Consider the following 25,530-nt stretch of genomic DNA (forward strand, 5'->3'; position numbering starts at 1 on the left):
TTTCCCTATCGCTGATGAAAGTGCGGAGCTGTGCCCGGATGTGGTGGATCCGCGCTTGGCCGTTGGCGGACTCGGCGGGTATCAGGAAAACCTCGTCGACGTGGGAGGCGACTCGACGGCCGCCCACGGATACCTTTGTCAGCACGTCGAATCGGGCCCGCAGCTGGTCGCCGTCGAAGGTGAATTCGGGTGGGGTCGTCGCGGCGATGATCTTGTACTGCGGACCGCGATTGAGGCTGCGGCGCAAGTGATCTCCCGAGAAACCGGTCTTGAGGCCGACTTCGATGCGGACGCAATCCGGAGCAAACGGCACATCGTCGGCCCGATGGCTGGCCAGGGCGTCGATATAAGCCTGCGCGGCCGCGATGCGGTCCGCGTCCGACACGGGAGAAAGTGGCACGGACCCCACTAAATCCGCTCGATGATGGTGCCGGTGGAGAGGGCGCCGCCGGCGCACATGGTGATCAGAGCGGTGCTCTTGTCGGTGCGTTCCAGTTCATGTAGCGCTGTGGTGATCAGGCGGGCGCCGGTGCTACCCACCGGATGACCGAGCGCGATCGCACCGCCGTTGACGTTGACCTTGTCCATATCGGGGTTGTGCACCCGCGCCCAGGACAGCACCACCGATGCGAAGGCTTCGTTGATTTCGACGACGTCGATATCGCCCATCTTCATCCCGGCCTTCTCCAGCACCTTGGCGGTGGATTGCACGGGACCGTCGAGGTGGTAGTACGTCTCGGAGCCGACGTTGGCCTGGCTGATGATCCGCGCGCGTGGCTTCAGGCCGAGTGCCTTCGCTTTGTCCTCATCCATCCACAGCACCGCAGCCGCGCCGTCGGAGATCTGTGAGGACGTGCCCGCGGTGTGAATTGCGCCTTCCATTACCGGTTTCAGCTGCGCCAGGCCCTCAAGCGTGGTCTCGCGCAGCCCCTGGTCGCGGGTGACGGGCGCCCAGTCGGACGTCGGCTGCTTGTTCTCGTCGAGCACCGGAGCAAGGATCGGGGAGATCTCCCGGTCGAATCGTCCTTCGGCCCAGGCCACTTTGGCCTTCTGCTGCGAGGCATAGCCGAAGGCATCGATGTCTTCGCGGGTGATGCCGCGGCGCTTGGCGATGCGCTCGGCGGCGGTGAACTGGTCGGGCATATCGATATCCCACGACTTCGCGCGGATGATCGAGCGGTCCGGCCCGGCGTTGGCACCCAGGCCCACCCGGCTCATCGCCTCAATCCCGCAGGCGATGCCGATGTCGATGGCTCCGATGGAGATCAGCCCAGCGATCAGGTGGTTGGCCTGCTGCGCGCTACCACACTGACAGTCGACGGTGGTGGCGCCGACGTGCTCGGGCAGACCGGCCTGCAGCCAGCTGACCCTGGTGATGTTGTTGGACTGCTCGCCGAACTGCGTGACGCAGCCGCCGATGAGCTGTTCGACGTCACCTGCGTCTATGCCGGCTTTCTCTACGACAGCCTTCTGGACAGCTCCTAGGAGCTCGGTGGCGTGCAGACCGGACAGCCAACCATTGCGCTTCCCGATCGGGCTGCGGGTGGCTTCGACGATGACAGGGTTACCCATTCCGCCAGGCTAGAACACGTTCCATTACTCTGACAAGCTGCGATACTGCCACGCCTTTGATCTGCGGTGAAGCCATGTTTTACTGGCACTAGAACACGTTGCAGTTAGGAGAGCCCCTGTGCTTCCACGGAAAGGGACCCCCACATGATCCCGTCAGACTTCGACTTTCTCGATCCTGACATCAACCTCGTCGCGCTGCCTGTCGCGGAACTCGCTGAGCTGCGCAAGTCCGAGCCAATCCACTGGGTCGACATACCAGGAGGCGCGGGCGGCTTCGAGGACGACGGCTACTGGCTCGTCACCAAGCACGCCGACGTCAAGGAAATATCGCGACGCAGCGACATCTTCTCGAATTGGCAGAACGGCGCGATCCCGACGTGGCCGAAAGAGATGAAGCGCGACATGGTGGAGATGCAGCGCAGCGTCATGCTCAATATGGACGCGCCGCACCACACCCGGCTGCGCAAGATCATCTCCCGCGGTTTCACCCCGCGCGCCATCGGGCGACTCCAGGACGAGTTGGCTCAACGCGCCCAGAACATCGCGAAGGCCGCGGCCGCAGAAGGCAGTGGCGACTTCGTCGAACAGGTTTCGTGTGAGCTGCCATTGCAGGCGATCGCCGGTCTGCTCGGCGTGCCGCAGGACGATCGCGACAAGTTGTTCCGCTGGTCCAACGAGATGACTGGCGGCGAGGATCCCGAGTTCGCCGACGTCGATCCGGCGGTTTCCTCGATGGAACTGATCATGTACGCGATGGCCATGGCCGACGAGCGGGGCAAGAACCCGACCGATGACATCGTCACGACGCTGATTCAGGCCGATATCGACGGCGAGAAGCTCTCCGATGACGAGTTCGGCTTCTTCGTGATCATGTTGGCGGTCGCAGGCAACGAGACCACCCGTAACTCGATCACCCACGGCATGATCGCCATGGCGAACAACCCGGATCAATGGGAGCTGTACAAGAAGGAACGTCCAGAGACCGCCGCTGATGAGATCGTTCGCTGGGCGACGCCCGTCTCGGCCTTCCAGCGCACCGCGCTCGAGGACGTCGAATTGTCCGGCGTGCACATCAAAAAGGGTCAGCGACTGGTGATGTCGTACCGTTCGGCCAACTTCGACGACGACGTTTTCGAGGATCCGACCGCCTTCAACATCCTGCGCAGCCCGAACCCGCACGTCGGTTTCGGCGGCACGGGTGCGCATTACTGCATCGGCGCCAACCTGGCCCGGATGACGATCAACCTGATCTTCAATGCCGTCGCTGACCATATGCCGGACCTGCGGTCCGTCGGTGAGCCCGAGCGGTTACGGTCGGGATGGCTCAACGGCATCAAGCACTGGCAGGTCGACTACACCGGTGCTAGCTCTGCTTCGTAGGTAATGCTCAGATTTCCCAGGATCAAGGAGGATTCAGTGGATTTCAGTCCGGACGAGGGACAGCAGGCGGTCGCCGATGTGGTGACTTCTGCTCTTGGGCGTGACAACAGTTGGCGGGCACTCGTCGATGGCGGTGTCATTGCCTTCGGCCTGCCCGAACGTCTGGGCGGCGACGGGCTAGGCCTGCCAGAAGTGACTACGGCGCTCACGGAGATCGGCCGACACGGCACGGTCAGCCCCGCGCTGGCCACCCTCGGTCTCGGTCTGCTGCCGCTGCTCGATGTCGCTTCCGATGAGCAGCAGGATCGCTTTCTGTCGAGCGTGGCCAACGGCGGTGTGCTCTCGGCGGCGCTGAACGAGCCCGGTGCGGCGCTACCGGACCGACCTGCGACGGTATTCCGCGATGGCCGGCTGTCCGGTACCAAAATCGGTGTGCCCTATGCAGATCAGGCCGACTGGCTCATTGTGACGGCCGATGGTGGGGTCGTCGTCGTGTCGCCGGAGGCCGACGGGGTGACCTTGACCAAGACCCCGACATCCAACAAGTCCGACGAGTACGTGGTCGAATTCGACGATGTCGCGGTGCCGGAGTCGGATGTGCTCGCCGGTGCCGAGCCTCGCCGCATCAACCAATTGGCGCTGGCGGCCACCGGTGCGTTTGCGGCGGGACTGGTCGCCGGGGCTCTGCGCCTGACCGCTGATTACGTGGCCAAACGCGAGCAGTTCGGTCGGCCGCTGTCGACGTTCCAGACCGTTGCCGCACAGCTAGCCGAGGTCTACATCGCTTCCAGGACAATCTCGTTGGCGGCCACGTCGGTGGTCTGGCGGTTGTCTGAGAACCTCGACGCCGACAACGATCTGGACGTGTTGGGTTATTGGCTGACGTCGCAGGCGCCGCCGATGATGCAAATCTGCCATCACCTGCACGGCGGAATGGGAATGGATATCACCTACCCCATGGACCGCTACTACTCGACCATCAAGGATCTGACCCGACTCCTGGGCGGCCCGGCGCATCGTCTCGAATTGGTTGGAGCGCAATGTTCATCGAACTAACTCCGGAGCAGCGGCAGCTGCAAGCCGAAATGCGGCAGTACTTCACGACCCTGATCACGCCCGAGGAAGAGCGGGAGATGGAGGTCGATAGGCACGGCAAGGCCTACCGGGCGATCATCAAACGGATGGGCTCTGACGGCAAGCTCGGTGTCGGCTGGCCCAAGGAGTTCGGCGGGCTGGGTTTCGGGCCGATCGAGCAGCAGATCTTCGTCAACGAGGCCGCTCGCGCCGACGTGCCGTTGCCTGCCGTGACGCTCCAGACTGTTGGGCCCACGCTGCAGAAGTACGGCAGCGAGCTGCAGAAGAAGAAGTTCCTGCCCGGCATTCTCGCCGGCGAGGTGCACTTCGCCATCGGCTACTCCGAACCGGAGGCCGGGACGGATCTCGCTTCGCTGCGGACCAGTGCGGTGCGCCACGGTGACGAGTACATCGTCAACGGCCAGAAGATCTGGACCACCGGCGGCCACGATGCTGATTACCTCTGGCTCGCGGTCCGCACTGACCCGGAAGCCGTTAAGCACAAGGGTATTTCGATCCTGATCGTCGATACGACGGACCCCGGATACTCCTGGACGCCGATCATCCTGTCCGACGGTGCACACCACACCAACGCCACTTACTTCAACGATGTGCGGGTCCCCGTCGAGATGCTGGTCGGCGAGGAGAACGCCGGTTGGCGGTTGATCACCACGCAGCTGAACCACGAGCGCGTCATGCTCGGGCCGGCGGGCAAGGTGGCGGGCATCTATGACCATGTCCATGCGTGGGCGTCCAAGCCCGGCGGCGACGGAGTCACGCCGATCGACCATGAGGACGTGCGCCGCCTACTCGGTGAGATCAAGGCGATCTGGCGCATCAACGAGCTGTTGAACTGGCAGGTCGCCGCTGGCGCCGAGACCATCGAGGTGGCCGATGCGGCTGCCACAAAGGTGTTCGGCACCGAACGCATTCAAAGAGTGGGACGGTTGGCCGAGGAGGTAGTCGGCAAGTACGGCAACCCGGCCGAGCCGGCGACCGCCGAATTGCTGGAATGGCTTGACTCGCAGACCAAGCGGAATCTGGTCATCACCTTCGGTGGCGGTGTCAACGAGGTGATGCGCGAGATGATCGCCGCCTCTGGACTCCAGGTACCCAGGGTTCCGCGGTGACCGTCGACGATATTCGGGCAGCCGCAGAGCGGGTCAAGGCCGAAGGTAAAAGCAAACCACGCGTAGGTCGTCACCCGGTGAATCAGCCAATGATCGATCACTGGACTGACGCCATCGGTGACAAGAACCCGATCTACGTCGATGAGGCAGCCGCGAAGGCGGCCGGCCATCCCGGCATCGTCGCGCCACCGGCGATGATCCAGGTGTGGACCATGATGGGCCTCGGTGGCGTCCGGCCCGACGACGATCCGTTGGGCAAAATCCTCGAATTATTCGACGACGCAGGCTATATCGGTGTGGTCGCCACCAACTGCGAGCAGACCTATCACCGTTATCTACAACCGGGTGAAGAGGTCAGCGTCGCCGCCGAACTGACCGATGTGGTCGGTCCGAAGCGGACCGCGTTGGGTGAGGCGTTCTTCATCACCCAGACCATCACGTGGTCTGTGGGCGACGAGGACGTCGCCGAAATGATGTGGCGCATCATGAAGTTCATCCCGGCAGATCGTGAAGGTGACGCCGCCTCCGCGACATCGGTGCCCGACGATCTCGATGCCGACAATGCCATGCGGCCGGCCTCGTCGAAGGACACCAAGTTCTTCTGGGACGGCGTCAACGCACACGAACTGCGTATTCAGAAACGCGATGACGGCACGCTTCAACACCCGCCGGTGCCCGCGCTGTGGCTCGACAAGGAGCAGGAAACCGACTACGTCGTCGCCGCCGGTACCGGCACGGTGTTCAGTTTCGTCGTGCACCATGCGCCCAAAGTGCCCGGCCGGACGCCGCCGTTCGTGATCGCGCTCGTCGAATTGGACGAGGGTGTGCGAATGCTCGGTGAGTTGCGCAATATCGACCCCTCGACCGTGGAGATCGGAATGCCCGTCCGCGCAATCTATATCGACTTCCCGGCCAATGATGTCGGCCCGGCGTGGACCAACTACGCGTGGGAGCCGGCCAAATGAGTGCACCCGTTCTAGAAGTCGGCACCAAGCTGCCTGAACTCAAGCTCTACGGCGACCCCACGTTCATCGTCTCCACCGCGATCGCCACCCGCGACTATCAGGACGTGCACCACGACCGGGACAAGGCGCAGGCCAAGGGTTCCAAGGACATCTTCGTCAACATCCTGACCGATACCGGCCTGGTGCAGCGGTTCATCACCGACTGGGCCGGCCCGTCGGCAGTGATCAAGTCGATCGGGCTGCGGCTCGGGGTGCCCTGGTATGCCTACGACACGGTGACCTTCACCGGTGAGGTGACTGCGGTCGACGGTGATCTCGTGACGTTGAAAGTTACTGGTAGCAACAGTCTTGGTGATCATGTGATCGCCAACGCGACATTGACGGTTGGGGGTGCGTGATGCCGGGTGGACTCAGCGGCAAGGCGGCGATCGTCGGTATCGGCGCCACCGACTTCTCCAAGAACTCCGGTCGCAGCGAATTGCGGCTGGCGTCGGAGGCCGTGCTCAACGCGCTCGATGACGCAGGTCTGACACCTGCCGACGTCGACGGGATGACCACGTTCACGATGGACTCCAATACTGAGGTAGCCGTCGCGCGCGCCACCGGTATCGGGGACCTGAAGTTCTTCTCGAAGATCCATCACGGCGGCGGTGCGGCGTGTGCCACGGTGCAGCAGGCGGCGATCGCAGTGGCCACCGGTGTCGCGGATTGCGTTGTGGCATACCGGGCCTTCAACGAACGCTCCGGTATGCGGTTCGGCCAGGTGCAGATGCGGTTGGTGGAGAATGCCGACTCGACCGGGGTGGACAACTCGTTCTCGTACCCGCATGGACTGTCGACGCCGGCCGCGCAGGTGGCGATGATCGCCAAGCGGTACATGCATCTGTCTGGCGCCACCAGTAAGGACTTCGGTGCGATCTCCGTTGCCGACCGTAAGCACGCCGCCAACAATCCGAAGGCGTACTTCTACGAGAAGCCGATCACCATTGAAGAGCACCAGAATTCGCGGTGGATCGCCGAGCCGTTGCGACTGTTGGACTGCTGCCAGGAGACCGATGGTGGCGTCGCGCTGGTGATCACGTCGCCGGAGCGGGCCAAGGACCTCAAGCACCGGCCTGCCGTCATCGAAGCTGCCGCGCAGGGGTCGAGCCCCAATCAGTATTCGATGGTCAGCTACTACCGGCCTGAGCTCGACGGCCTGCCCGAGATGGGTCTGGTCGGTAAGCAGATGTGGGCGCAGTCTGGTCTGAAGCCCACAGATATCCAGACCGCCATCCTCTATGACCACTTCACGCCGTTCACGCTGATTCAGCTGGAGGAGTTGGGGTTCTGCGGCTGGGGCGAGGCCAAGGATTTCATTGCCGACGGCGCTATCGAGATCGGCGGGCGACTGCCCATCAACACCCACGGCGGCCAGCTCGGCGAGGCCTACATTCACGGAATGAACGGGATCGCCGAGGGTGTGCGCCAGCTGCGCGGGACGTCGGTCAATCCGGTACCGAACGTCGAGCATGTGCTCGTGACGGCGGGCACCGGCGTGCCGACGTCGGGCCTCATCCTGGGCTGAGTCGCCCAGCTCGGCGAGGCCTACATTCACGGAATGAACGGGATCGCCGAGGGTGTGCGCCAGCTGCGCGGGACGTCGGTCAATCCAGTACCGAACGTCGAGCATGTGCTCGTGACGGCGGGCACCGGCGTGCCGACGTCGGGCCTCATCCTGGGCTGAGTCGCCCAGCAGGTCAGACCGGCCGCCGAACGTAAAGCCAGCTAAACACTCGCTGGCGAGCGTTAGCCTAGGCAGTCACTCGCCGGGCTGTGGATGCCGGTCGGGCCGATTTCTCGCGCCGCCGCACACTCTGCGTATGGGAGAACCGTTTCTCGGTAGCGAGGCGATTGCTGCCGGTTCGCTGACGAAGTACCAGTTGCACAGTCGCTATACGCGGCTCGCCCGGGATGTCTATGTGCCCCGGAATGCTGCGGTCACTGCCGTCGTCCGCGCCAAAGCAGCGTGGCTGTGGACGGGCAGGCGCGGCGTTGTAGCGGGCGTCTCCGCTGCTGCGATGCACGGCAGTAAATGGGTCGACGCTCAGCTGCCCGGCGAGGTCATCCACACGAATCGTTATCCGAATGCTGGCGTGCGGGTGCGGGGTGACCATCTGGTTGACGAAGAGATCACGGCCCCGTCGGCGACGTCGCAGTGACTACTCGCGAGCGGACCGCGCTCGACCTGGCTTGCTGGTATCCACGGTCTGCTGCGGTGGCCCACATCGATGCATTAGCCAACGCGACGAAGTTGAATGTTGCTGACGCCTGCGCCCTCCTTGGTCGGTACGACGGCCGACGGGGGATCGAGAAAGCACGCATTGCACTGGATCTCGTGGACGCGGGTGCGCAATCACCAAAGGAGACCTGGCTGAGATTGCTTCTGATCGATGACGGTTTGCCGCGGCCAGAGACGCAGATCCCCGTGCTCGACGAGACTGGTGATGCGTTCGCGTTCCTGGACATGGGCTGGAGACAGTGGAAGGTCGCCGCCGAGTACGACGGCGAACAGCACCGGACAGACCGTTCGCGATACGGCTGGGATGTCAGACGGCACGAGAAGATCCAGCGTCAAGGCTGGATCGTCATTCGGGTACTGGCGGGCGACCGTCCCGCGGACATTCTGCGGCGCGTACACGAGGCGATTTCGAGCCGAGCATCGGCCTAAGTCAACATTCGCCGCCGAAAATCAGCCTAAGTCAACATTCGCCGGCGCCTAAGACCTAGACCGGAACGAACTCCACCCCGGAGAGCACCGCAGCGTTATCGCGACCCGGCGCAGTCACCGTCCCCGTGTAGCCGGTGTCGCTCTTCCAGGCGTTGACCCGCAGCGTCTCACCCGGGATGACCACGCCGGCGAATCGGGCACCGAAGGAAGCCAACTGCGTGGCGTCGCCGTCGAGCACGGCGTCCACCAATGCCTTGCAGGTCATCCCGTAGGTGCACAACCCGTGCAGAATGGGCTTCGGAAAGCCTGCGGCAGAGGCGAATTCCGGGTCAGAGTGCAGTGGATTGCGGTCGCCGCACATCCGGTACAGCAGTGCCTGTTGCGGCAGCGTGACGATATCGAGTTCCAGCTCCGGTGCGCGATCGGGTTCCCCCGCTGTTGACGCTGGTCCTCGCTCACCGCCGAAACCACCCTCGCCCCTGGCGAAGATCGAGCGCTTCTGGGTCCAGAGCAGTGTGCCGTCGGGCGCTGACACAGTGGTTTCAGACCAGATCACCGCGGCCTTGCCCTTATCCCAGATATCGGTGAAGCGGGTGACGGCGACGCCGGTGCCGGACGCGGGAACCGGTCCCGGCACGCTGATGGCCTCGCTGGCGTGTAGCACCTTGGACAGTTCGATATCGATGCCGGGGAATTGCACCGTCGGCGCTTGGGTCATGTGGAAGCTCTGGGCCACATTGCCGAACGTCGGCAGCACCTGCGGGGTGTTGTCGGTCAGATACCGCAGCTCGCGCTTATCGAGCGGATTCGCGCCCGCGCCAAGGCCCAGGTGATAGAGCTGAACATCGGAGCTGGTCCAGCTGAACTCCATGGGCTCCAGCTCGGCGCCGATGGCGAGATCGAGATCGATTGGCATATTAGGCCTTTCCAGCGATATGCAGTGCGGCCAGGTAGCCGAATGCCATCGCGGGCCCGATCGTACCGCCGGGCCCCGGATAGGTGTGGCCCATCACAGGGGAGCTGACGTTTCCTGCGGCATACAGGCCTTCGATGACGGAACCGTCGTCGCGTAGGGCGCGGCCGTGCACGTCGGTGCGCACCCCACCCTTGGTGCCCAGATCGCCCGGGACCATCTTGGCCGCGTAATACGGGCCGTGGCTTAGCTCGCCCAGGTTCGGGTTCGGCTTGTTTGTCGGGTCGCCGTAGTACCTGTCGTAGGCACTTTCGCCGCGATGGAAATCCTCGTCCACACCATTGCGGGCGAAGCCATTGAAGCGTGCGACGGTCTCGGCGAGGTCAGCGGCGGGCAAAGAGGTCAATTCGGCCAACTGATCGAGGGTGTCGGCCTTGACCACGACGCCGGACTCCAGCCATTTCTTCGGGATGCGCTGTCCCGGCTGCAGGCCGGCGAAAATATAGCGATCGCGGTACTGCTGGTCGAAGATCAGCCAGGCCGGCACGTTCTCACCGGGGCCGGGGCCCTGGCCGTATTGGCCGCCGTACATCCAGTGGCAGGCCTCGACGTAGGGCATCGACTCGTTCATGAACCGCTTGCCGGACATGTTGACGATGATCGAACCGGGGGAGTTGCGCTCGGAGAGGGCGAACCACGGTGCGCCGACCAGCGGGACCGTCGGGCCCCACCAGGCGTCCTCCATCAATTCCAATGCAGCGCCCTGCTTTTCGGCCGCCAGAATGCCGTCGCCGGTATTGGCCTTCGCGCCGACAGTCCACTCGGTGGTGATCGGCGCCCGCTGGTACTTGACCCGCATCTGCTCGTTGTGTTCAAAGCCACCGCTACCGAGAATGACCGCCTTGCGGGCCCTGATCAGTTGCGGCTCAGCCGATTCCGGCCCGGTGGAGTCCCGGACCCACACGCCGCGTACCACCCCGTCCTCGACGTACAGATCCGTCAGTGCGGTGTTCAGCTGCACAGGGACACCGGCTTGTTGCAGGCCGATACGCAGCGGAGCGATCAATGCGCGGCCCATGCCGACGAGGTTCTGCCCGGTTGCCTTGGCCCACGTGGTTCGTGCACCGATCTTCACACTGCGCAGCACACCCTTGGGGTGCCGTTTGAGCATGTTCAGGCGCACGTAATCCTGTTGCATCACGACCACATTGAGCGGCACCTTGCCGTACGCCGGTTCGAGCCCGCGCATGTCGGCGCCGAGCTTCTTGGCGTTGAACGGCTTGGGCTCGACGGACCGACCACCGGCCCGACCGCCAGGGGCCTCTGGGTAGTAGTCGGAGTAGTTGGGCACCCAGCACAACTTCAAGGGGGAGTTCTTGATCACGAACGACAACATCTCGGGCGCGCGCTTGAGGTAGGTGTCGATCTTCTCGGCTTCGACCACGTCCCCGACGATGCCGTGCAGGTACGTCGCAGCCGCCTCGGGCGTGTCCTTGACCCCATCCCGCTTGAGAATCTCGTTGTTCGGAATCCAGACGCCACCGCCCGAGCGCGCGGTCGAACCGCCATAGTGTGCGGCCTTCTCAACGACTACTGTTGATAATCCCTGGTGAGCGGCGGTGAGAGCAGCGACCATACCGGCGCCCCCACTGCCAACCACCACGACATCGAACTCCTGCTCCGTCATGTAGAACACGTTATAGAATTGCCCGGCCTGGGAACAACTGCCCCGGTCGAAGAAACGAGGGGACTTCACAAAATGCTCGCTTCCCAGACGCGTGCAGAGCTTGCCGCCGCCCTTGCTGAGGCTGAGCGGAGTCGGGTTCCGATGGATCCGTTGACCGCGGGTTATCCCGATATTGATGTGGTGGATGCCTATGAGATTCAGCTGCTCAATATTCGGGCGCGGGTGGCTGAGGGGGCCCGGGTGATCGGGCACAAGGTAGGGCTGTCCAGTGAGGCGATGCAGAAGATGATGGGCGTCGACGAGCCGGATTATGGGCATTTGCTGGCCGATATGGAGGTCTTCGAGGACCGTCCGGTCCCGGCGGGGACGTTTTTGTATCCGCGGGTGGAGGTCGAGGTGGGTTTCATTTTGGCTGATGATCTGCCCGGGGCGGGGTGCACTGAGGATGACGTGTTGGCGGCGACGGCGGCGTTCGCCCCGTCGATCGAGTTGATCGACACCCGGATCAAGGACTGGAAGATCAAACTGTGCGACACGATCGCCGATAACGCCTCGTCAGCGGGGTGGGTGCTCGGTAAGGAACGGGTATCGCCGAAGGATATTGATATCCGCACTATCGATGCGGTGTTGACCTGCAACGGTGAGGTGGTCGCCGAGGGCCGCAGTGATGCGGTGTTGGGTAATCCGGTGACTGCGGTGGCCTGGTTGGCCCGCAAGGTGGATCAGTTCGGGGTGCGGTTGCGCGCCGGTGACGTGGTGTTACCCGGTTCCTGCACGCGGGCGATAGATGCACGCCCCGGAGACCATTTCGTCGCTGACTTTGCCGGGCTAGGGTCCGTTCGGCTGTCTTTCGATTAACGAGGAGCTCACATGCCGAAGAAGGCCTCAGTGGCCATTGTCGGGTCGGGGAACATCAGTACCGATCTGCTGTACAAGTTGTTGCGTTCAGACTGGCTCGAGCCGCGCTGGATGATCGGCATCGACCCCGAGAGCGAAGGCCTCGCGCGGGCCCGGAAACTGGGTTTGGAGACCTCCCATGAGGGGGTGGACTGGCTGCTGAACCAGCCCGAGAAGCCGGATCTGGTGTTCGAGGCGACGAGTGCGTATGTGCATCGTGCTGCGGCACCGAGGTATGAGGCGGCCGGGATTCGGGCGATTGATTTGACCCCGGCCGCGGTGGGGCCGGGGGTGATTCCGCCGGCGAATCTGCGTGCGCATTTGGATGCGCCGAACGTCAACATGGTGACCTGTGGTGGGCAGGCCACGATCCCGATGGTCTATGCCGTGTCCCGTGTGGTCGATGTGCCGTATGCGGAGATCGTGGCGTCGGTGTCCTCGGCGTCGGCGGGGCCGGGGACGCGGGCGAATATTGATGAGTTCACCAAGACCACCAGCAGCGGTATCGAGGTGATCGGTGGCGCCCAGCGTGGCAAGGCGATCATCATTTTGAATCCCGCAGAGCCGCCGATGATCATGCGGGACACCATTTTCTGCGCCATCCCCGAAGATGCTGATCAGGACGCGATCACCGCGTCGATCAAAGAGGTCGCCGCGCAGGTGCAAACCTATGTGCCCGGCTACCGCCTGCTCAATGAGCCGCAGTTCGATCCGCCGTCGATGCATTCCGGTGGCCAGGCCGTGGTCACGGTATTCGTCGAGGTCGAAGGCGCCGGCGATTACCTCCCGACCTACGCAGGCAACCTCGACATCATGACCGCGGCGGCGACGAAGGTCGGCGAAGAGATCGCCAAAGAGTCATTCGCAGTCGCAGGAGGTGCTCAGGCATGAGCGATATTTTCTTTAATCCGATCTGGGATGTTCGGATGACCGATACCTCCCTGCGGGACGGGTCGCATCACAAGCGTCATCAATTCACGAAAGACGAAGTGCAGTCGATCGTCGCGGCACTCGACACCGCGGGGGTGCCCGTTATCGAGGTCACTCATGGTGATGGTTTGGGCGGGTCGAGCTTCAACTACGGGTTTTCCAAGACTCCTGAGCAGGAGTTAATCAAGCTGGCCGCGGAGACGGCCACCGAGTCGAAGATCGCGTTTTTGATGCTGCCGGGTTTGGGCACCAAGGACGACATCGCCGAGGCCCAGCAGAACGGTGGGTCGATCTGCCGGATCGCGACGCATTGCACCGAGGCTGATGTGTCGATTCAGCATTTCGGGTTCGCCCGCGACCTCGGGTTGGAGACGGTCGGGTTTTTGATGATGGCCCATACGATCCCGCCGGAGAAGTTGGCCGCGCAGGCCCGGATCATGGCCGATGCGGGGTGTCAGTGCGTGTATGTCGTTGATTCTGCGGGTGCCCTGGTGCTCGAAGGGGTGGCTGATCGGGTGGCGGCGCTGGTCGCGGAGCTCGGTGATGACGCCCAGGTCGGTTTTCATGGTCATGAGAACCTCGGGCTGGGGGTGGCTAATTCGGTGACCGCGGTGCGTGCTGGGGCTAAGCAGATCGATGGCAGTACCCGGCGGTTCGGGGCGGGTGCGGGTAATGCGCCGGTGGAGGCGATGATCGGGGTGTTCGACAAGATCGGTGTCAAGACTGGGATCGATTTCTTCGAGATCGCTGATGCCGCCGAGGATGTGGTGCGCCCGGCGATGCCCGCGGAATGCCTGTTGGATCGCAACGCGTTGGTGATGGGGTATTCGGGGGTGTATTCCAGTTTCCTCAAGCACGCCATCCGCCAGTCCGAGCGTTACGGGGTGCCCGCGCACAAACTTCTTCACCGGGCCGGTCAGCGCAAACTCATCGGCGGACAAGAAGACCAACTCATCGACATCGCCCTAGAACTCAAACGCGAAATGGACGCAGCGGCCACTCCCAGCTAGCCCGGGCAGGATGGCGCGGTGAGTACTGCCACCAAGCGCCGGATCAGCTCCTTGGAACTGCTGCTGGTGACGTTGACGGTGCTGGCCCTATCTGCGGGCACGGTCAGCGTCTTCGTCGCCGAACGCCCCGATCTGAGTACCGCCGCGACCGTGTTCTGCGGCGTCTTCGTCCAGGCGCTGCCGTTTTTGGTGCTCGGTGTCATCGTCAGCGGGCTGATCGCCACCTTCGTCACTGCCGAGCGACTGTCGCGCTGGCTGCCGCGTAATCCGGCGCTGGCCGTGGCTGTCGCAGGCATCGGCGGTGCCGCGCTGCCGGGTTGTGAGTGTGGCTCAGTTCCGGTGGCTCGCCGACTGTTCGGACCGGGAACCCGGGGGGCTGCGGCGCTGACCTTCATGCTGTCCGCGCCCGCCATCAACCCCGTCGTGCTGGTCGCCACGGCCGTGGCGTTCCCGGGCCAGCCGGCGATGGTGTTGGCGCGGTGTGTGGCCTCCCTGGCCACGGCGGTGGTGATGGGTCTGCTGTGGTCGCGTTTCGGCCGCAGCGAGTGGGTCACCCGCGATCTGCCCGAGCCACCTGCGCAGGGGTCGTCGCGGTGGACGGTGTTCAGCGAGGCGGCGCGCCACGACTTCCTGCAGGCCGCGGCCTACCTGGTGATTGGTGCTGCCGCGGCGGCGGCGTTGCACGTGCTGGTGCCGGCCTGGGTGTTCGAGCATCTCGCGGGCAATCTCGTCATCGGGGTGCTCACCATGGCCTCGCTCGCCGTCGTACTAGCCCTGTGTTCGGAGGCCGACGCATTCGTGGCCGCGAGCCTGACGATGCTGCCGCTGGTGCCTCGGCTGGTGTTCCTGGTGGTCGGGCCCGCGGTCGACGTCAAGCTGGCGGCGATGCAGGCCGGGATGTTCGGCCGCCGGTTCGCGGTGCGGTTCGGGCCCGCGACGTTTGTCGTTGCGACCGTGATTGCGACGATCGTCGGGCTGGTCATCCTCGGAGATGGCCGATGAGCCGCGCCACGCAGAACCTCCTGCTGCTCCTAGTCGGACTCGCCACGGTGGTCATGCTGGTCAAGGGCACCTACCTGAACTACGTCAAACCAGCACTGTTCCCGTGGCTGATCGCCGCCGCCGCCGTGCTCATCGCGCTGGGTCTGGCGGCGATCGTTCGGGATCTGCGACAGGCGGGCCGCCAGGCGGACGACGACGCCGATCCCGACGAGCCCCACAGCGACCACCGGCACCAGCCCTGGCTGGTCTGGCTGCTGCTGATCCCCATCGCGATGGTGGCCTTTGTGGTGCCGCCCCCGCTCGGGGCACAAGGCGCCAGTTCGCCGGCCGTGGTCAGCGCACCGCAGCGCCGGGCGTTCCCAGCGCTACCCGCAGGCGATGCGCCGACGGTGTCGCTGCCCGAGGTCGTCATGCGGGCGGCGGCCGACTCCACGAACTCGCTGGACGGCCGGACGATCACCCTGACCGGCTTCACCATGCATCGGCCCGACGGCGGTGTGGACCTCGGTCGCGTCGTCATCGTCTGTTGTGCTGCCGACGCTCAGCTGGCCAGGGCGCATCTGACCGGTGCTGGCGTCCCGGCCGTCGCCGCGTACCCGGACGACACCTGGGTGCAGATCAAGGGCCAGGTCGTGCCGGGCTCGTCGCACTCCGATGACGGTTTCGTGCCCACCTTCGCCGTTACAACCGTCACCCGAATCGACAAGCCGGCCAACACGTACGCCTACTAACCGAACGCGGTAGAACGTGTTCTAGAAATTGTGCTGTCGGAGTCGCAGGGCACGATGGTCAGATGACCCAGCCGGCAGCCACCCGCGAGCAGGCCCAGGCCATCCTCGAACAACTTGCCGGGCCCGCGGCGGTGCTGCGCGATGACCAGTGGACAGCCATCGAGGCACTGGTGGTGCAGCGGCGCCAAGCACTGGTTGTGCAGCGCACCGGCTGGGGTAAGTCGGCGGTGTATTTCATCGCAGCCAAATTGCTGCGGAGGTCCGGCCACGGCGCGACGGTGATCGTGTCCCCGCTGCTCGCGCTGATGCGCAACCAGGTCGCGGCGGCCCAGCGCGCGGGCGTCCGCGCGGCCACCATCAACTCCGGAAATGTCACGGAATGGGACGAGATTCATCAGCAGGTCAACAGCGGCGATATCGATGTGTTGCTGGTCAGCCCGGAGCGGCTCAATAACCCAGATTTTCGCGATAACGTACTGCCCGCACTCGCCGCTGACGCCGGCCTTGTGGTGGTTGACGAGGCTCACTGTGTTTCGGACTGGGGCCACGATTTCCGGCCCGATTACCGTCGGATCCGTACGCTGATCGCCGAACTGGGAACGGATGTACCGGTTTTGGCGACCACGGCGACGGCCAATGACCGGGTTGTCGAGGATGTCGCGGCACAGCTGGGGGTCGGCGGCCGGGACACGCTGGTGTTGCGCGGTGGTCTTGATCGGGAGTCGTTGCGGCTGTCGGTGGTACACGCGGGCGGTGGTGCGCAACGCACGGCCTGGCTCGCCGAACATCTGACGGCTCTGCCGGGCTCCGGCATCGTCTACACCTTGACCGTCGCGCAAGCGCACGACGTCGCCGCACTGTTGCGTGAGCATGGGCATGAAGTCGCGGCGTACACCGGTTCCACGGAAACCGCTGAGCGAGAGCAACTTGAGGCCGATCTACTGGGTAACCGGGTCAAGGCGCTGATCGCCACTTCCGCCCTGGGGATGGGTTTCGACAAACCTGACCTCGGTTTCGTCGTGCATCTCGGTGCCCCGTCATCGCCCATTGCCTACTACCAGCAGGTCGGCCGCGCGGGTCGCTCGACTGATAGCGCCGAAGTGATACTCCTGCCCGGCCGCGAAGACCAGGACGTCTGGCGATACTTCGCCTCGGTGGCATTTCCTTCAGAAGCCATGGTGCGCAATGTCATCCGTGAACTCCAACCAGACCGGCCGCAGTCGACACCGGCACTGGAGCCGCTGGTGGACCTCGGTCGGACCCGGCTGGAAATGGTTCTGAAGGTGCTCGACGTCGACGGCGCGGTGCGCCGGGTCAAGGGCGGCTGGATCGGTACCGGCGAAGCGTGGAGCTATGACGAACCGAGGTATCGCAAACTCGACGAGGCACGCCGCAGCGAGCAGCAGGCGATGCTCGACTATCAGAGCACCGACGAGTGCCGAATGACGTTTCTGCGCAGGCAACTTGACGATCCCGAACTCAAAGACGGCGAGCGGTGCGGGCGGTGTGACAACTGTGCGGGGTCACACTTCAGCGCCGCAGTGGATGAGGGTGCGGCGGCGGCCACCCGCGAGCGGCTGATGCGCCCCGGGGTGGAGATCAGCCCGCGCAAGCAATGGCCATCGGGCCTGGGCAAGCTCGGTGTCAATCACAGTGGCCGGATCAGCGACGGCCCAGCCCCCGGTCGGGTGATCGGGCGGCTGACCGATCTGGGCTGGGGGCCGCGGCTGCGCCGCCTGCTCGACGAGCCCGATGGTGAAGTGCCGCAAGATGTCGTGGCGGCGGCGGTGAAGGTACTGGCGTCGTGGGACTGGCAGACCCGGCCCGCCGCGGTGCTCGCCATGGATTCAGACGCCCATCCGATCCTGATCTCGTCGCTGGCCCGCGAACTGTCGAGGCTGGGCAGGCTGACCGACCTGGGCACCCTGCAGTATGCGCCGGAGCGCCGACCGGTGACGGCGGCCAATTCGGCGTATCGCGTTGCGGCGCTGACGGCATCGTGGCTGCCACCGGACGCGGCGGCAATCGCCGCGGCGGCCGGCCCCGTGCTCCTGGTCGACGACCGGACCGATACCGGGTGGACGTTGACCATGGCTGCCCGGCTGGTCAAGCAGGCCGGGGCGCCGGCCGTGCTGCCGTTCGCATTGGCCGCCACCAGCTAGGTTTCGCAGAAAAATTGCACTATGCCCCGTACCGGGGGTGGCCCCGCGGTAACGCGGCGAGACGCCGCAGCGAATCAACCTTCAGCAGTGGAGCGTCCGCATCGACGCGCTCTCAGACGAAGGAGTTTTGGATGTCCTACACCGTGACCGGGTTCCGTCGAATCGCATTGGGGCTGTTCGCGGCGATTGCAGCGTGCGCTGTGTTCACCATTCCCGCGGCCAGTGCCGATCCTGAGGTACCCCCGGCGCCACCCGCACAGCCCATCGGCGACTGCAATTCAGCCACGCTGGCTAAGACCATCAGCTCGGTGACCGCGTCACTCTCGGACTATTTCGCCGCGCACCCGGATGTCAACCAGGCACTCATCGATGCCACCAGGCAGCCGGCGTTCATCGCCGTCGGGCAGTTCGACGGGTACTTCAACGATCATCCGGATCAGGCCAACGACCTGCGGGCAATCCAGGCGCCACTGGCCGCGTTCAAGGACCGCTGTGGCTTGCAGGTATCGCCGACGGATGCGCTGACTGTGCTGGCTGACGTCTAGAGGCGGGCGGTTGTCGTCGCCGTTAAGCGCCAAAGTGCAGTAGTGCACTACTGCATGCGTGACGTGGCCGCGTGGCGAAAATCTCGGTATGCAAAAACAAGCGATGGGTGCCGCGAACGGCTCGGCGGTCCGTTCCCACCTCACCATCACCGGGGCAGTGGCCGGCGTCGGCATTTTGGCCTCGAGTTTCGTTGTAGCGCCGCCAGATTCGAACTATGCGCGGACCGAAGTCCGTGCGGTGCAGTTGGCCTCTTTCACGCCGCGCCTTTCTGCGGCCGACCATCCCCGACCGTTTGTCGAGACACCCACCTCGGTCGCGCTTGTTCCGCTCGATATTGATTCGTCGACCGATGTCGCGACACCCAGACCACAGGCGAATAACACCGCTGTGGTGGTTGCGAACGCCGACGGCGATATCGAGGATATTTTCGGCCAGCTGGGAGCCTTTGTCGGAGGCTGGGCCCTTCTGATCGGTTTCGTCGCGTTGGCGGCGGTAGCGGTGGTTTTCGTCGCTCCGGTGAACTTCATCGTCAGCCTCGTGCAGCAACTGTTCGAACCTCAAGCGGCCATGGGTGTAGCGCGCACCGCGAAGGGTGATATCACCGAGAACGCCAACACGACCGCCACATCGACCACGTCACTGGCACCTACACCGTCCGTACGGGCCACTACCGCCAAAGCGAAACGGGCGGATGCACGTGGTTCGGCTACACCGGCGAAGTCCGCACTGGCGAAGGCGGATGTACAGAAGGCGACACCACCAACTCTCCGGCACAGTTCCCGATCGGCGACCGACCAACAACGCAATCCGGCGCAGCACCGTCCGGATTCGGCAGGCCCGTCCGCCAAGGGCAGTGGCCCCTCGCGCCACGGCTCAGCGAAGAGCTCTGATTGACGCCGATGTGGCGCCAGCCCGCTGAGGGGACGGGCTGGCGCCACATCGGGACCTGCATCGTTTCGGCCCGGGCGGTCTATCCCCAGCACGGCGTCATTGACGCGATGGCTTCACGCCACCCAGCTGTGCGGTCACCACATCGGCGGTCGCCACCAGGGCGCGGGCCCTGTCATCGATCTCGTTGTCCGTCAGCGACTTTCCGATGTGCATCGATGCCACCATCACCTGACGGCGGTAGTGGTCATAGACCGGGGCAGATATCACGCTGATGTCGTGGCGTGCGGGTCCACCGGAGTTGTCATCGCGCAAGTACACGCGCTCGCCGATATCGGACACCAACTCGCCGAGCAGAGCCCGCAGCTCGTCGGGCAAATTGCTCGACATGCCTGCCATCAGCGAATACAACCGCCGGCCGCCGGGGGTCAGGCGCTCCACCAGATAGCCGGCTGCCCGACATTCGCTGATCACTCGGTTGAGCCGGTCGGTGTCGGTCCGCAACGGGATGGTGGGCTCCTTCGCGAGCCAGTCGCGCTCGGCCTCGTCGTCCCACAACACGAACATCAGCCCTACCGGCGGAGCGAACGGGTAACTCTGGCCCACCTCCACACCGGGCGCGGCCCCGGCCGGTGCCACCAGATCCAGCAGCGTGATCCGGTCGTTAATCACCCCGGACAACGCAGCGGTGACCCCGAATCGGCCGGCTAGTTGGCGTAGCTCGTCGCGGGCCGCGGGGCTGACCCTCATCGACTCCTGAGCTCGGTGCCCGAGCATGATCAGCGCAGGACCCAGCCGATAGGTCTTGTCGTCGGGATCACGAACCAGGTAACCGGCGGCAGCAAGCGAGACCGCGATCCCGAGGCAGGTCGGCTTGCTCAGGCCGAGGCGCCGGGCCAGTTCCGATAGTCCGAATCGATCATGCGGGTGCGCGGCGAGGAAATCGAGAATGGCTGTGACGCGCTCGGTCGGGGGAGAGGCCCTATCAGTCATGCGTACCGCCCGCCGGGAAGGAATATTGACTCGAAATGGAACACGTTCTAGTGTCAGGTCGGAAACTCTACCAGCTCGGTCCAATATTGGAACAGTAGAGGTTTTGGGAGGGCAAGTGTCCATGTTTAGCCAGCCATTGATCGATGCGATCGCCGAGGCCGAGAGCCTCGTCGCCGCCGCTCCGTTCATCGAATCCGAGGCCGATCTCCTCGAGGGTCTGCAGTACTTCGCCGGCTGCGTCGCGGCATGCACGCATGTGGCCTTCGACTACGACCGGGAGCATCCGTTCCTGCACAGCGGGACGGGGCCCTTCACCAAGATGGGCCTGGATAACCCGGACACCATGTACTTCGGAACCCGGGTGCAACCCGGTCACGAGTACGTCGTCACCGGCAAGCGCGGGACCACCACCGACGTGAGTTTCCAATTGCTCGGTGGCGAATACACCGACGCCAATGTCCCCGACAGCGAGACCGCTTTCGACGACCGCAAACTGGATATCGCACCCGACGGCACCTTCGAGTGGAGGTTCACACCCGACGTGCCCGCCCAGCTGGTGATTCGCGAGGTCTACAACGACTGGGCAGCGCAGCGCGGCTCATTCGCGATCGCACGCACTGACACCGCGGGTACCGCCCCGCCGGCACTGACCCGTGAACTCATCGAAAAGCGTTATGCCGTAGCGGGTAAGCAACTGGTGCAACGGGTCAAGACCTGGTTGCAGTTCCCGAAGTGGTTCTATGACGACCTGCCGGTGAACACGCTGACCGCCCCACGGTTGACCCCGGGCGGGCTGGCTACTCAATACTCGTCGGTCGGCCACTACGATCTGCCACCCGATCAGGCGATCGTCATCACGTTGCCGGTGACCGATGCGCCCTACCTCGGCTTCCAGCTGGGCAGCCTCTGGTACATCTCGCTGGACTACATCAACCACCAGACCTCACTGAACGGTACTCAGGCGCAGGCAGATCCGGACGGCAAGATCCGCATCGTCGTGTCCGACTCCAACCCCGGGGTGACCAACTGGTGCGAGACCCTCGGCCACGCCAAGGGCTACCTGCAGTTCCGCTGGCAACGGGTATCACGTGAGCTGACCGCGGCCGACGGCCCGACTCTTGAGGTGGTCGACCTCGACAAGGTGGCCGCGGCGCTGCCGTACTACGAATCAAACAAGATCTCAGAAGAAGGCTGGCGGGAGCGGATTGCGCTGCGCCAGAAACTAGTTGGCGAACGGATGGTGGGGTAGTCATGGCTGAAAATGCCGGAGGGCTTCTAAAAGGCAAAGTGGTCGTGATCAGTGGCGTCGGACCAGCGCTGGGTACGACGCTGGCGCGCCGATGCGCCGAGAATGGCGCGGACCTGGTGCTCGCCGCCCGGACGGTCGAACGTCTCGAGGACGTTGCCAAGCAGGTAACCGATTTGGGCCGGCGCGCGGTGTCGATCGGCACCGATATCACCGATGAAGCTCAGGTCGCCAACCTGATCGAGGAATCGATCAAGGCGTACGGCAAGGTGGACGTGTTGATCAACAACGCCTTCCGAGTGCCGTCGATGAAGCCGTTCGCCAATACGTCGTTCGACCACATTCGCGAGACCATCGAACTCACGGTGCTCGGCGCACTGCGGCTGATCCAGGGCTTCACGCCGGCGCTGGCCGAAGCCAAGGGCTCGGTAGTGAACGTCAACTCCATGGTGGTCCGCCACTCCGACCCCAAGCAGGGCGCCTACAAGATGGCAAAATCGGCGCTGCTGGCCATGTCGCAGTCCTTGGCGACGGAGCTTGGCACCCAGGGCATTCGGGTGAATTCGGTTCTACCGGGCTATATCTGGGGCGGAACACTGCAGGGCTACTTCGAGCACCAGGCGAGCAAGTACGGCACCACCGTCGAGGAGATCTACAACGCCGCCGCGGTCAACTCCGACCTCAAACGGCTGCCGACCGAGGAGGAGGTGGCTTCGGCGATCCTGTTCATGGCCAGCGATCTGTCCAGCGGCATCACCGGTCAAGCCCTTGATGTGAACTGCGGGGAGTATCACTTCTGATGAGCGGCAAAGACTTTCTTTCCGTCGAGGCGCTACACGCCTCGGCGACAAAGGCCACCGGCATGGATGATTTCGGTGCCGATGACGACAACTACCGTGAAGCACTCGAGGTGCTTCTCGAATCGTTTCGCAACGACGCCGACCTGACCGAGCTCGGCAGCAAGATGTCGCGGTTCTTCGTCCGAAATGCGTTGGTGGCCAGGCTGTTATCCGAGTCCGCCTGGAAGCAGTACCCCCAGCACGTCGATGTCCAGATCGAACGGCCGATCTTCGTCACCGGGCTACCCCGGACCGGAACCACGGCGATCCACCGGTTACTCACCGCCGATCCGTCGCACCAAGGTCTGCAATTATGGCTGGCCGAGTTCCCCCAGCCTCGGCCACCGCGCGAGACTTGGAAGGACAATCCCGTCTTCCAGCAGCTCGATGCGCAGTTCACCAAGGCCCACGAGGAGAACCCGGATTACACGGGCCTGCACTATATGACCGCTGATGAGGTCGAGGAATGCTGGCAGCTGCTGCGACAGTCACTGCATTCGGTGTCCTACGAGACGCTGGCGCATCTGCCGACCTATTCGCGGTGGTTGGCCAACCAGGACTGGACCAAAGCCTATGGGCGGCATCGTAAGAACCTTCAGCTGATCGGGCTCAACGAGCCGGAGAAGCGGTGGGTGCTGAAGAATCCGAGCCACCTGTTCGCCTTGGATGCCATCTTCGCGACCTATCCCGACGCCCTCATCGTGCAGTGTCACCGGCCGGCAGAGACCATCATGGCCTCGATGTGCTCGCTGGCTCAACACACCACCGAGGGCTGGTCGAACACCTTCACTGGCGCGGTGATCGGCGAGGACGCACTGGAGACCTGGTCGCGCGGACTGCGACTCTTTGACGCCGAACGGGCCAAACACAACCCGGCACAGTTCTACGACCTCGACTATTTCGAGTTCATCAAGGATCCGTTCTCCGTCGTCGAGGCCATCTACCGCCAGTTCGGGCTGGACTACACCGACGGCGCCCGTACCGCGATGGAAGAGATGCACGCCGAGAGCCAGAAGGGTCCGCGTGCGCCGAAACACACGTATTCGCTGGAGGATTACGGTCTCACGCCGGAGGCAGTCAAAGAGCGCTTCGCCGGCCTCTGACACATTTTTCGCGAGCAGACGTAAAGGTCCAGCGAATCGGCGAAATCGCGGGGTGTTTACGTCTGCTCGCGCAAAAAAAGGGGACTGTCAGCCGTCACCCGGTGAGGGTGCGCTGGAGACCTTCTCCAGACAACCCTCGGCGACCGCGTGTTTGATGCTGTCGCCCAATTTCGGGCAGGACTTGCTGCGACTGCTTTGACCACCGCACGCGCGCACCTCGGCGAAATACGCGCACCTGGCCGTCGCCTCTGAATTCCACTGCACCGCAGTGTATTCCGGACCCAGTTTCTTGACGGATACGGTCACATGGCAGAACCGGCAGTCGACCGGAGCCAGGCCTGAATGCAGATACCGGTCGCGGTCCCGTTCGGTTGCCGCACGTACTGCTGCCGCCCGGTCCGGGTCCGCCGCGAAATCCGGTGCCTTGCTCCACGATCCGGTGCCACCAGCGGGCCCGCCATGGTCATGGTCGTCACCATCATGGCCGCCATGGAGGAGCACCATCGATCGGGCCAGCCGATCGACGTCCGGTGCATCCTCGTGGGTGGTCATTTAGGAAACCTGGGTCGGTTGGTCCGCGCTCTTCTCAGATTCCTGACGCTTGAGATTTTCTTCGACCTCTACCTGCCACTTTTCGTTGGCTGCGGTGGTGTCGACCTCGACCTCGAAACGGTCGGTCATATCAGCGGAAACGTCTGCTGCATCGACATAGAACTGCTGATACCAACGCCGCATCTGATAGACCGCGCCGTCCTCCTCGACCAACAGCGGGTTGTCGATGCGGGTCTTGTGTTTCCAGATCTCGACATCCTGCAGAAAGCCCTTGCTGACACCCTCGGTGAAGACCCTCGCCAATTTGTCGGTGGTCTTCTCGTCGAGGCCCTTGGGCTTCTCGACGATGACGCCCCATTGCAGCACGAACGAGTCCTGGCTCACCGGGTAGTGGCAGTTGATCAGGATCGACTCGGCCTTGAAGCCGCCGTAGTTGTTGTGCAGCCAGTTGATCATGAACGACGGACCGAAGTACGAGGCCTCCGAGTCCAAGTGAGCCTCACCGTAGGTGGTGCCCATGTCGTTGATATCGGCCCTGCCGACGTTGTGCAGGTACTGCGATGCGATATGGCCTTCGAAGACATTCTTGAAGTACGTCGGTAACCCGTAGTGGATGTAGAAGAAGTGCGCCATGTCGGTGACGTTGTCGATGATCTCGCGGCAGTTGGAGCCCTCGATGAGCATCGAGTTCCAGCGCCACTCGGTCCACCCGTCGTCGGAGAACTCGGGGATCTCGGGGATGCGGACCTCGGGGTCGGGCGCGTTGCCTTCATGGTCATGCCAGACGAACAGCAAGCCGCCGCGAACATCGGTCTCCCATGCCCGGGTCCGAGCCAGGCGCGGGGTGCGCTTGGCGTAGGGAACCAGCTTGCACTTACCGTCGCCGCCCCAACGCCAGTCGTGGAATGGGCAGGCGACCTCGTCACCTTTGATGGTGCCCTGCGAAAGGTTCCCGCCCATATGGCGGCAGTACCCATCAAGAACCTTCAGCTCACCCTGCGAGTCGGCGAAGACAACCAGCATGGTGCCGAAGATCTCGATGCCGTGCGGCTCACCGTCGAGGAAGTCTTGTACCGGTCCCAGGCAGTGCCACCCGCGGGCATAACGATCGGGCAGCGCGCCAGTGTCGATCTCGCGAATGCCACTGTGGGCTGTTTCAGTCGTCACGTCGCGCCTCCAGTCAGTGCTTCTAACTAGAAC

General features: G+C 63.8%; 23 protein-coding genes and 3 pseudogenes. 19 read left to right on the plus strand and 7 right to left on the minus strand.

Annotated features, from left to right (window positions below):
* Window positions 1-10: 10 nt before the first annotated feature.
* Together ADBZ9O_RS06190 and ADBZ9O_RS06195 are read right to left on the minus strand one after the other, a co-directional pair.
* Window positions 11-409 (minus strand): annotated as a pseudogene (locus tag ADBZ9O_RS06190) (DUF8021 domain-containing protein); the annotation flags it as partial.
* On the minus strand, window positions 409-1,572 hold the full coding sequence (locus tag ADBZ9O_RS06195; protein WP_526529386.1) for a steroid 3-ketoacyl-CoA thiolase: 1,164 nt from the start codon (window positions 1,570-1,572) through the stop codon (window positions 409-411). The pseudogene ADBZ9O_RS06190 and the gene ADBZ9O_RS06195, both read right to left, overlap by 1 nt.
* A gap of 144 nt (window positions 1,573-1,716) precedes the next feature.
* On the opposite strand from ADBZ9O_RS06195, the gene ADBZ9O_RS06200 reads away from it, so the two are divergent.
* From ADBZ9O_RS06200 to ADBZ9O_RS06235, 8 genes and pseudogenes are all read left to right on the plus strand, one after another.
* A complete protein-coding gene (locus ADBZ9O_RS06200; RefSeq protein ID WP_526529389.1) occupies window positions 1,717-2,952 on the plus strand; it encodes a cytochrome P450 in 1,236 nt (411 codons plus the stop codon).
* Between the two features lie 36 nt (window positions 2,953-2,988).
* Window positions 2,989-4,008, plus strand: coding sequence for an acyl-CoA dehydrogenase family protein (locus tag ADBZ9O_RS06205; RefSeq protein ID WP_526529391.1), 1,020 nt, complete (start codon window positions 2,989-2,991; stop codon window positions 4,006-4,008).
* The gene (gene fadE29 / locus ADBZ9O_RS06210) at window positions 3,993-5,156 is read left to right on the plus strand and encodes an acyl-CoA dehydrogenase FadE29 (RefSeq protein ID WP_526529393.1); all 1,164 of its coding nucleotides are present in this window, start codon (window positions 3,993-3,995) and stop codon (window positions 5,154-5,156) included. The genes ADBZ9O_RS06205 and fadE29 overlap by 16 nt, the downstream gene beginning before the upstream one ends.
* Window positions 5,153-6,121, plus strand: coding sequence for an OB-fold domain-containing protein (locus ADBZ9O_RS06215; protein ID WP_526529395.1), 969 nt, complete (start codon window positions 5,153-5,155; stop codon window positions 6,119-6,121). The genes fadE29 and ADBZ9O_RS06215 overlap by 4 nt, the downstream gene beginning before the upstream one ends.
* Window positions 6,118-6,519, plus strand: a complete 402-nt coding sequence (locus ADBZ9O_RS06220; RefSeq protein WP_526529397.1) for a MaoC family dehydratase — start codon at window positions 6,118-6,120, stop codon at window positions 6,517-6,519. Before ADBZ9O_RS06215 ends, ADBZ9O_RS06220 begins: the two co-directional genes overlap by 4 nt.
* The gene (gene ltp2, locus ADBZ9O_RS06225) at window positions 6,519-7,688 is read left to right on the plus strand and encodes a 17-hydroxy-3-oxo-4-pregnene-20-carboxyl-CoA lyase (protein WP_526529399.1); all 1,170 of its coding nucleotides are present in this window, start codon (window positions 6,519-6,521) and stop codon (window positions 7,686-7,688) included. Before ADBZ9O_RS06220 ends, ltp2 begins: the two co-directional genes overlap by 1 nt.
* A 6-nt stretch (window positions 7,689-7,694) precedes the next feature.
* A pseudogene (locus ADBZ9O_RS06230) lies at window positions 7,695-7,847 on the plus strand (lipid-transfer protein); the annotation flags it as partial.
* 136 nt (window positions 7,848-7,983) lie between these two features.
* Window positions 7,984-8,831: pseudogene (locus ADBZ9O_RS06235) on the plus strand (hypothetical protein).
* Window positions 8,832-8,886: 55 nt separating this feature from the next.
* Here the strand turns inward: ADBZ9O_RS06235 and chsH3 are convergent.
* Together chsH3 and kstD are read right to left on the minus strand one after the other, a co-directional pair.
* Complete coding sequence (gene chsH3, locus ADBZ9O_RS06240) at window positions 8,887-9,747, minus strand: enoyl-CoA hydratase ChsH3 (protein WP_526529401.1); 861 nt, start codon at window positions 9,745-9,747, stop codon at window positions 8,887-8,889.
* Window position 9,748: 1 nt separating this feature from the next.
* Window positions 9,749-11,431: a 3-oxosteroid 1-dehydrogenase gene (kstD, locus tag ADBZ9O_RS06245; protein ID WP_526529403.1), complete on the minus strand. Its 1,683-nt coding sequence runs from the start codon at window positions 11,429-11,431 to the stop codon at window positions 9,749-9,751.
* A 72-nt stretch (window positions 11,432-11,503) separates the two neighbouring features.
* Here kstD and ADBZ9O_RS06250 point away from each other — a divergent pair, with 72 nt between their 5' ends.
* From ADBZ9O_RS06250 to ADBZ9O_RS06285, 8 genes are all read left to right on the plus strand, one after another.
* A complete protein-coding gene (locus ADBZ9O_RS06250; protein ID WP_526529405.1) occupies window positions 11,504-12,289 on the plus strand; it encodes a 2-keto-4-pentenoate hydratase in 786 nt (261 codons plus the stop codon).
* A 12-nt stretch (window positions 12,290-12,301) separates the two neighbouring features.
* Window positions 12,302-13,219: an acetaldehyde dehydrogenase (acetylating) gene (locus ADBZ9O_RS06255; RefSeq protein ID WP_526529407.1), complete on the plus strand. Its 918-nt coding sequence runs from the start codon at window positions 12,302-12,304 to the stop codon at window positions 13,217-13,219.
* Window positions 13,216-14,268, plus strand: coding sequence for a 4-hydroxy-2-oxovalerate aldolase (dmpG, locus tag ADBZ9O_RS06260; protein ID WP_526529409.1), 1,053 nt, complete (start codon window positions 13,216-13,218; stop codon window positions 14,266-14,268). Before ADBZ9O_RS06255 ends, dmpG begins: the two co-directional genes overlap by 4 nt.
* A gap of 18 nt (window positions 14,269-14,286) precedes the next feature.
* Window positions 14,287-15,270, plus strand: a complete 984-nt coding sequence (locus tag ADBZ9O_RS06265; RefSeq protein WP_526529411.1) for a permease — start codon at window positions 14,287-14,289, stop codon at window positions 15,268-15,270.
* Entirely contained in the window at window positions 15,267-16,001 is a 735-nt protein-coding gene (locus ADBZ9O_RS06270; RefSeq protein WP_526529413.1) for a TIGR03943 family putative permease subunit, read from the plus strand. The genes ADBZ9O_RS06265 and ADBZ9O_RS06270 overlap by 4 nt, the downstream gene beginning before the upstream one ends.
* A 62-nt stretch (window positions 16,002-16,063) precedes the next feature.
* Complete coding sequence (locus ADBZ9O_RS06275) at window positions 16,064-18,163, plus strand: RecQ family ATP-dependent DNA helicase (RefSeq protein ID WP_526529415.1); 2,100 nt, start codon at window positions 16,064-16,066, stop codon at window positions 18,161-18,163.
* Window positions 18,164-18,294: 131 nt separating this feature from the next.
* Window positions 18,295-18,708: a hemophore-related protein gene (locus ADBZ9O_RS06280; RefSeq protein WP_526529417.1), complete on the plus strand. Its 414-nt coding sequence runs from the start codon at window positions 18,295-18,297 to the stop codon at window positions 18,706-18,708.
* 88 nt (window positions 18,709-18,796) lie between these two features.
* Window positions 18,797-19,603, plus strand: coding sequence for a hypothetical protein (locus ADBZ9O_RS06285; RefSeq protein WP_526529419.1), 807 nt, complete (start codon window positions 18,797-18,799; stop codon window positions 19,601-19,603).
* A 93-nt stretch (window positions 19,604-19,696) separates the two neighbouring features.
* Here the strand turns inward: ADBZ9O_RS06285 and ADBZ9O_RS06290 are convergent, their stop codons facing one another.
* Window positions 19,697-20,590 (minus strand): IclR family transcriptional regulator, encoded by an 894-nt coding sequence (locus ADBZ9O_RS06290; RefSeq protein ID WP_526529421.1) that lies wholly within the window; start codon window positions 20,588-20,590, stop codon window positions 19,697-19,699.
* 121 nt (window positions 20,591-20,711) lie between these two features.
* Here ADBZ9O_RS06290 and ADBZ9O_RS06295 point away from each other — a divergent pair, with 121 nt between their 5' ends.
* The 3 genes from ADBZ9O_RS06295 to ADBZ9O_RS06305 are packed head-to-tail and all read left to right on the plus strand — an operon-like array spanning window position 20,712 to window position 23,778.
* The gene (locus ADBZ9O_RS06295) at window positions 20,712-21,839 is read left to right on the plus strand and encodes a hypothetical protein (RefSeq protein WP_526532895.1); all 1,128 of its coding nucleotides are present in this window, start codon (window positions 20,712-20,714) and stop codon (window positions 21,837-21,839) included.
* A 2-nt stretch (window positions 21,840-21,841) separates the two neighbouring features.
* Complete coding sequence (locus tag ADBZ9O_RS06300) at window positions 21,842-22,636, plus strand: SDR family NAD(P)-dependent oxidoreductase (protein ID WP_526529423.1); 795 nt, start codon at window positions 21,842-21,844, stop codon at window positions 22,634-22,636.
* Window positions 22,636-23,778 (plus strand): sulfotransferase, encoded by a 1,143-nt coding sequence (locus ADBZ9O_RS06305; protein WP_526529426.1) that lies wholly within the window; start codon window positions 22,636-22,638, stop codon window positions 23,776-23,778. The genes ADBZ9O_RS06300 and ADBZ9O_RS06305 overlap by 1 nt, the downstream gene beginning before the upstream one ends.
* An 87-nt stretch (window positions 23,779-23,865) precedes the next feature.
* On the opposite strand, the gene ADBZ9O_RS06310 is transcribed toward ADBZ9O_RS06305, so the two are convergent.
* Window positions 23,866-24,330 carry a hypothetical protein gene (locus ADBZ9O_RS06310; protein WP_526529428.1) on the minus strand — a complete coding sequence of 155 codons (465 nt, stop codon included), beginning with the start codon at window positions 24,328-24,330 and terminating at the stop codon, window positions 23,866-23,868.
* The gene (locus ADBZ9O_RS06315; protein ID WP_526529430.1) at window positions 24,331-25,497 is read right to left on the minus strand and encodes a 3-ketosteroid-9-alpha-hydroxylase subunit A; all 1,167 of its coding nucleotides are present in this window, start codon (window positions 25,495-25,497) and stop codon (window positions 24,331-24,333) included.
* Between the last annotated feature and the right edge of the window lie 33 nt (window positions 25,498-25,530).

The organism is Mycobacterium sp. (genome assembly GCF_965229105.1).
Classification (GTDB): Bacteria; Actinomycetota; Actinomycetes; order Mycobacteriales; family Mycobacteriaceae; genus Mycobacterium.

Excerpts from the sequence above, each read along its gene's own strand:
- ADBZ9O_RS06195 (WP_526529386.1), bottom strand. The coding sequence starts at position 1,572 with ATGGGTAACCCTGTCATCGTCGAAGCCACCCGCAGCCCGATCGGGAAG.
- ADBZ9O_RS06200 (WP_526529389.1), top strand. The coding sequence starts at position 1,717 with ATGATCCCGTCAGACTTCGACTTTCTCGATCCTGACATCAACCTCGTC.
- fadE29 (WP_526529393.1), top strand. The coding sequence starts at position 3,993 with ATGTTCATCGAACTAACTCCGGAGCAGCGGCAGCTGCAAGCCGAAATG.
- ADBZ9O_RS06220 (WP_526529397.1), top strand. The coding sequence starts at position 6,118 with ATGAGTGCACCCGTTCTAGAAGTCGGCACCAAGCTGCCTGAACTCAAG.
- ltp2 (WP_526529399.1), top strand. The coding sequence starts at position 6,519 with ATGCCGGGTGGACTCAGCGGCAAGGCGGCGATCGTCGGTATCGGCGCC.
- chsH3 (WP_526529401.1), bottom strand. The coding sequence starts at position 9,747 with ATGCCAATCGATCTCGATCTCGCCATCGGCGCCGAGCTGGAGCCCATG.
- kstD (WP_526529403.1), bottom strand. The coding sequence starts at position 11,431 with ATGACGGAGCAGGAGTTCGATGTCGTGGTGGTTGGCAGTGGGGGCGCC.
- ADBZ9O_RS06250 (WP_526529405.1), top strand. The coding sequence starts at position 11,504 with ATGCTCGCTTCCCAGACGCGTGCAGAGCTTGCCGCCGCCCTTGCTGAG.
- ADBZ9O_RS06255 (WP_526529407.1), top strand. The coding sequence starts at position 12,302 with ATGCCGAAGAAGGCCTCAGTGGCCATTGTCGGGTCGGGGAACATCAGT.
- dmpG (WP_526529409.1), top strand. The coding sequence starts at position 13,216 with ATGAGCGATATTTTCTTTAATCCGATCTGGGATGTTCGGATGACCGAT.
- ADBZ9O_RS06270 (WP_526529413.1), top strand. The coding sequence starts at position 15,267 with ATGAGCCGCGCCACGCAGAACCTCCTGCTGCTCCTAGTCGGACTCGCC.
- ADBZ9O_RS06275 (WP_526529415.1), top strand. The coding sequence starts at position 16,064 with ATGACCCAGCCGGCAGCCACCCGCGAGCAGGCCCAGGCCATCCTCGAA.
- ADBZ9O_RS06280 (WP_526529417.1), top strand. The coding sequence starts at position 18,295 with ATGTCCTACACCGTGACCGGGTTCCGTCGAATCGCATTGGGGCTGTTC.
- ADBZ9O_RS06285 (WP_526529419.1), top strand. The coding sequence starts at position 18,797 with ATGCAAAAACAAGCGATGGGTGCCGCGAACGGCTCGGCGGTCCGTTCC.
- ADBZ9O_RS06290 (WP_526529421.1), bottom strand. The coding sequence starts at position 20,590 with ATGACTGATAGGGCCTCTCCCCCGACCGAGCGCGTCACAGCCATTCTC.
- ADBZ9O_RS06295 (WP_526532895.1), top strand. The coding sequence starts at position 20,712 with ATGTTTAGCCAGCCATTGATCGATGCGATCGCCGAGGCCGAGAGCCTC.
- ADBZ9O_RS06300 (WP_526529423.1), top strand. The coding sequence starts at position 21,842 with ATGGCTGAAAATGCCGGAGGGCTTCTAAAAGGCAAAGTGGTCGTGATC.
- ADBZ9O_RS06305 (WP_526529426.1), top strand. The coding sequence starts at position 22,636 with ATGAGCGGCAAAGACTTTCTTTCCGTCGAGGCGCTACACGCCTCGGCG.
- ADBZ9O_RS06310 (WP_526529428.1), bottom strand. The coding sequence starts at position 24,330 with ATGACCACCCACGAGGATGCACCGGACGTCGATCGGCTGGCCCGATCG.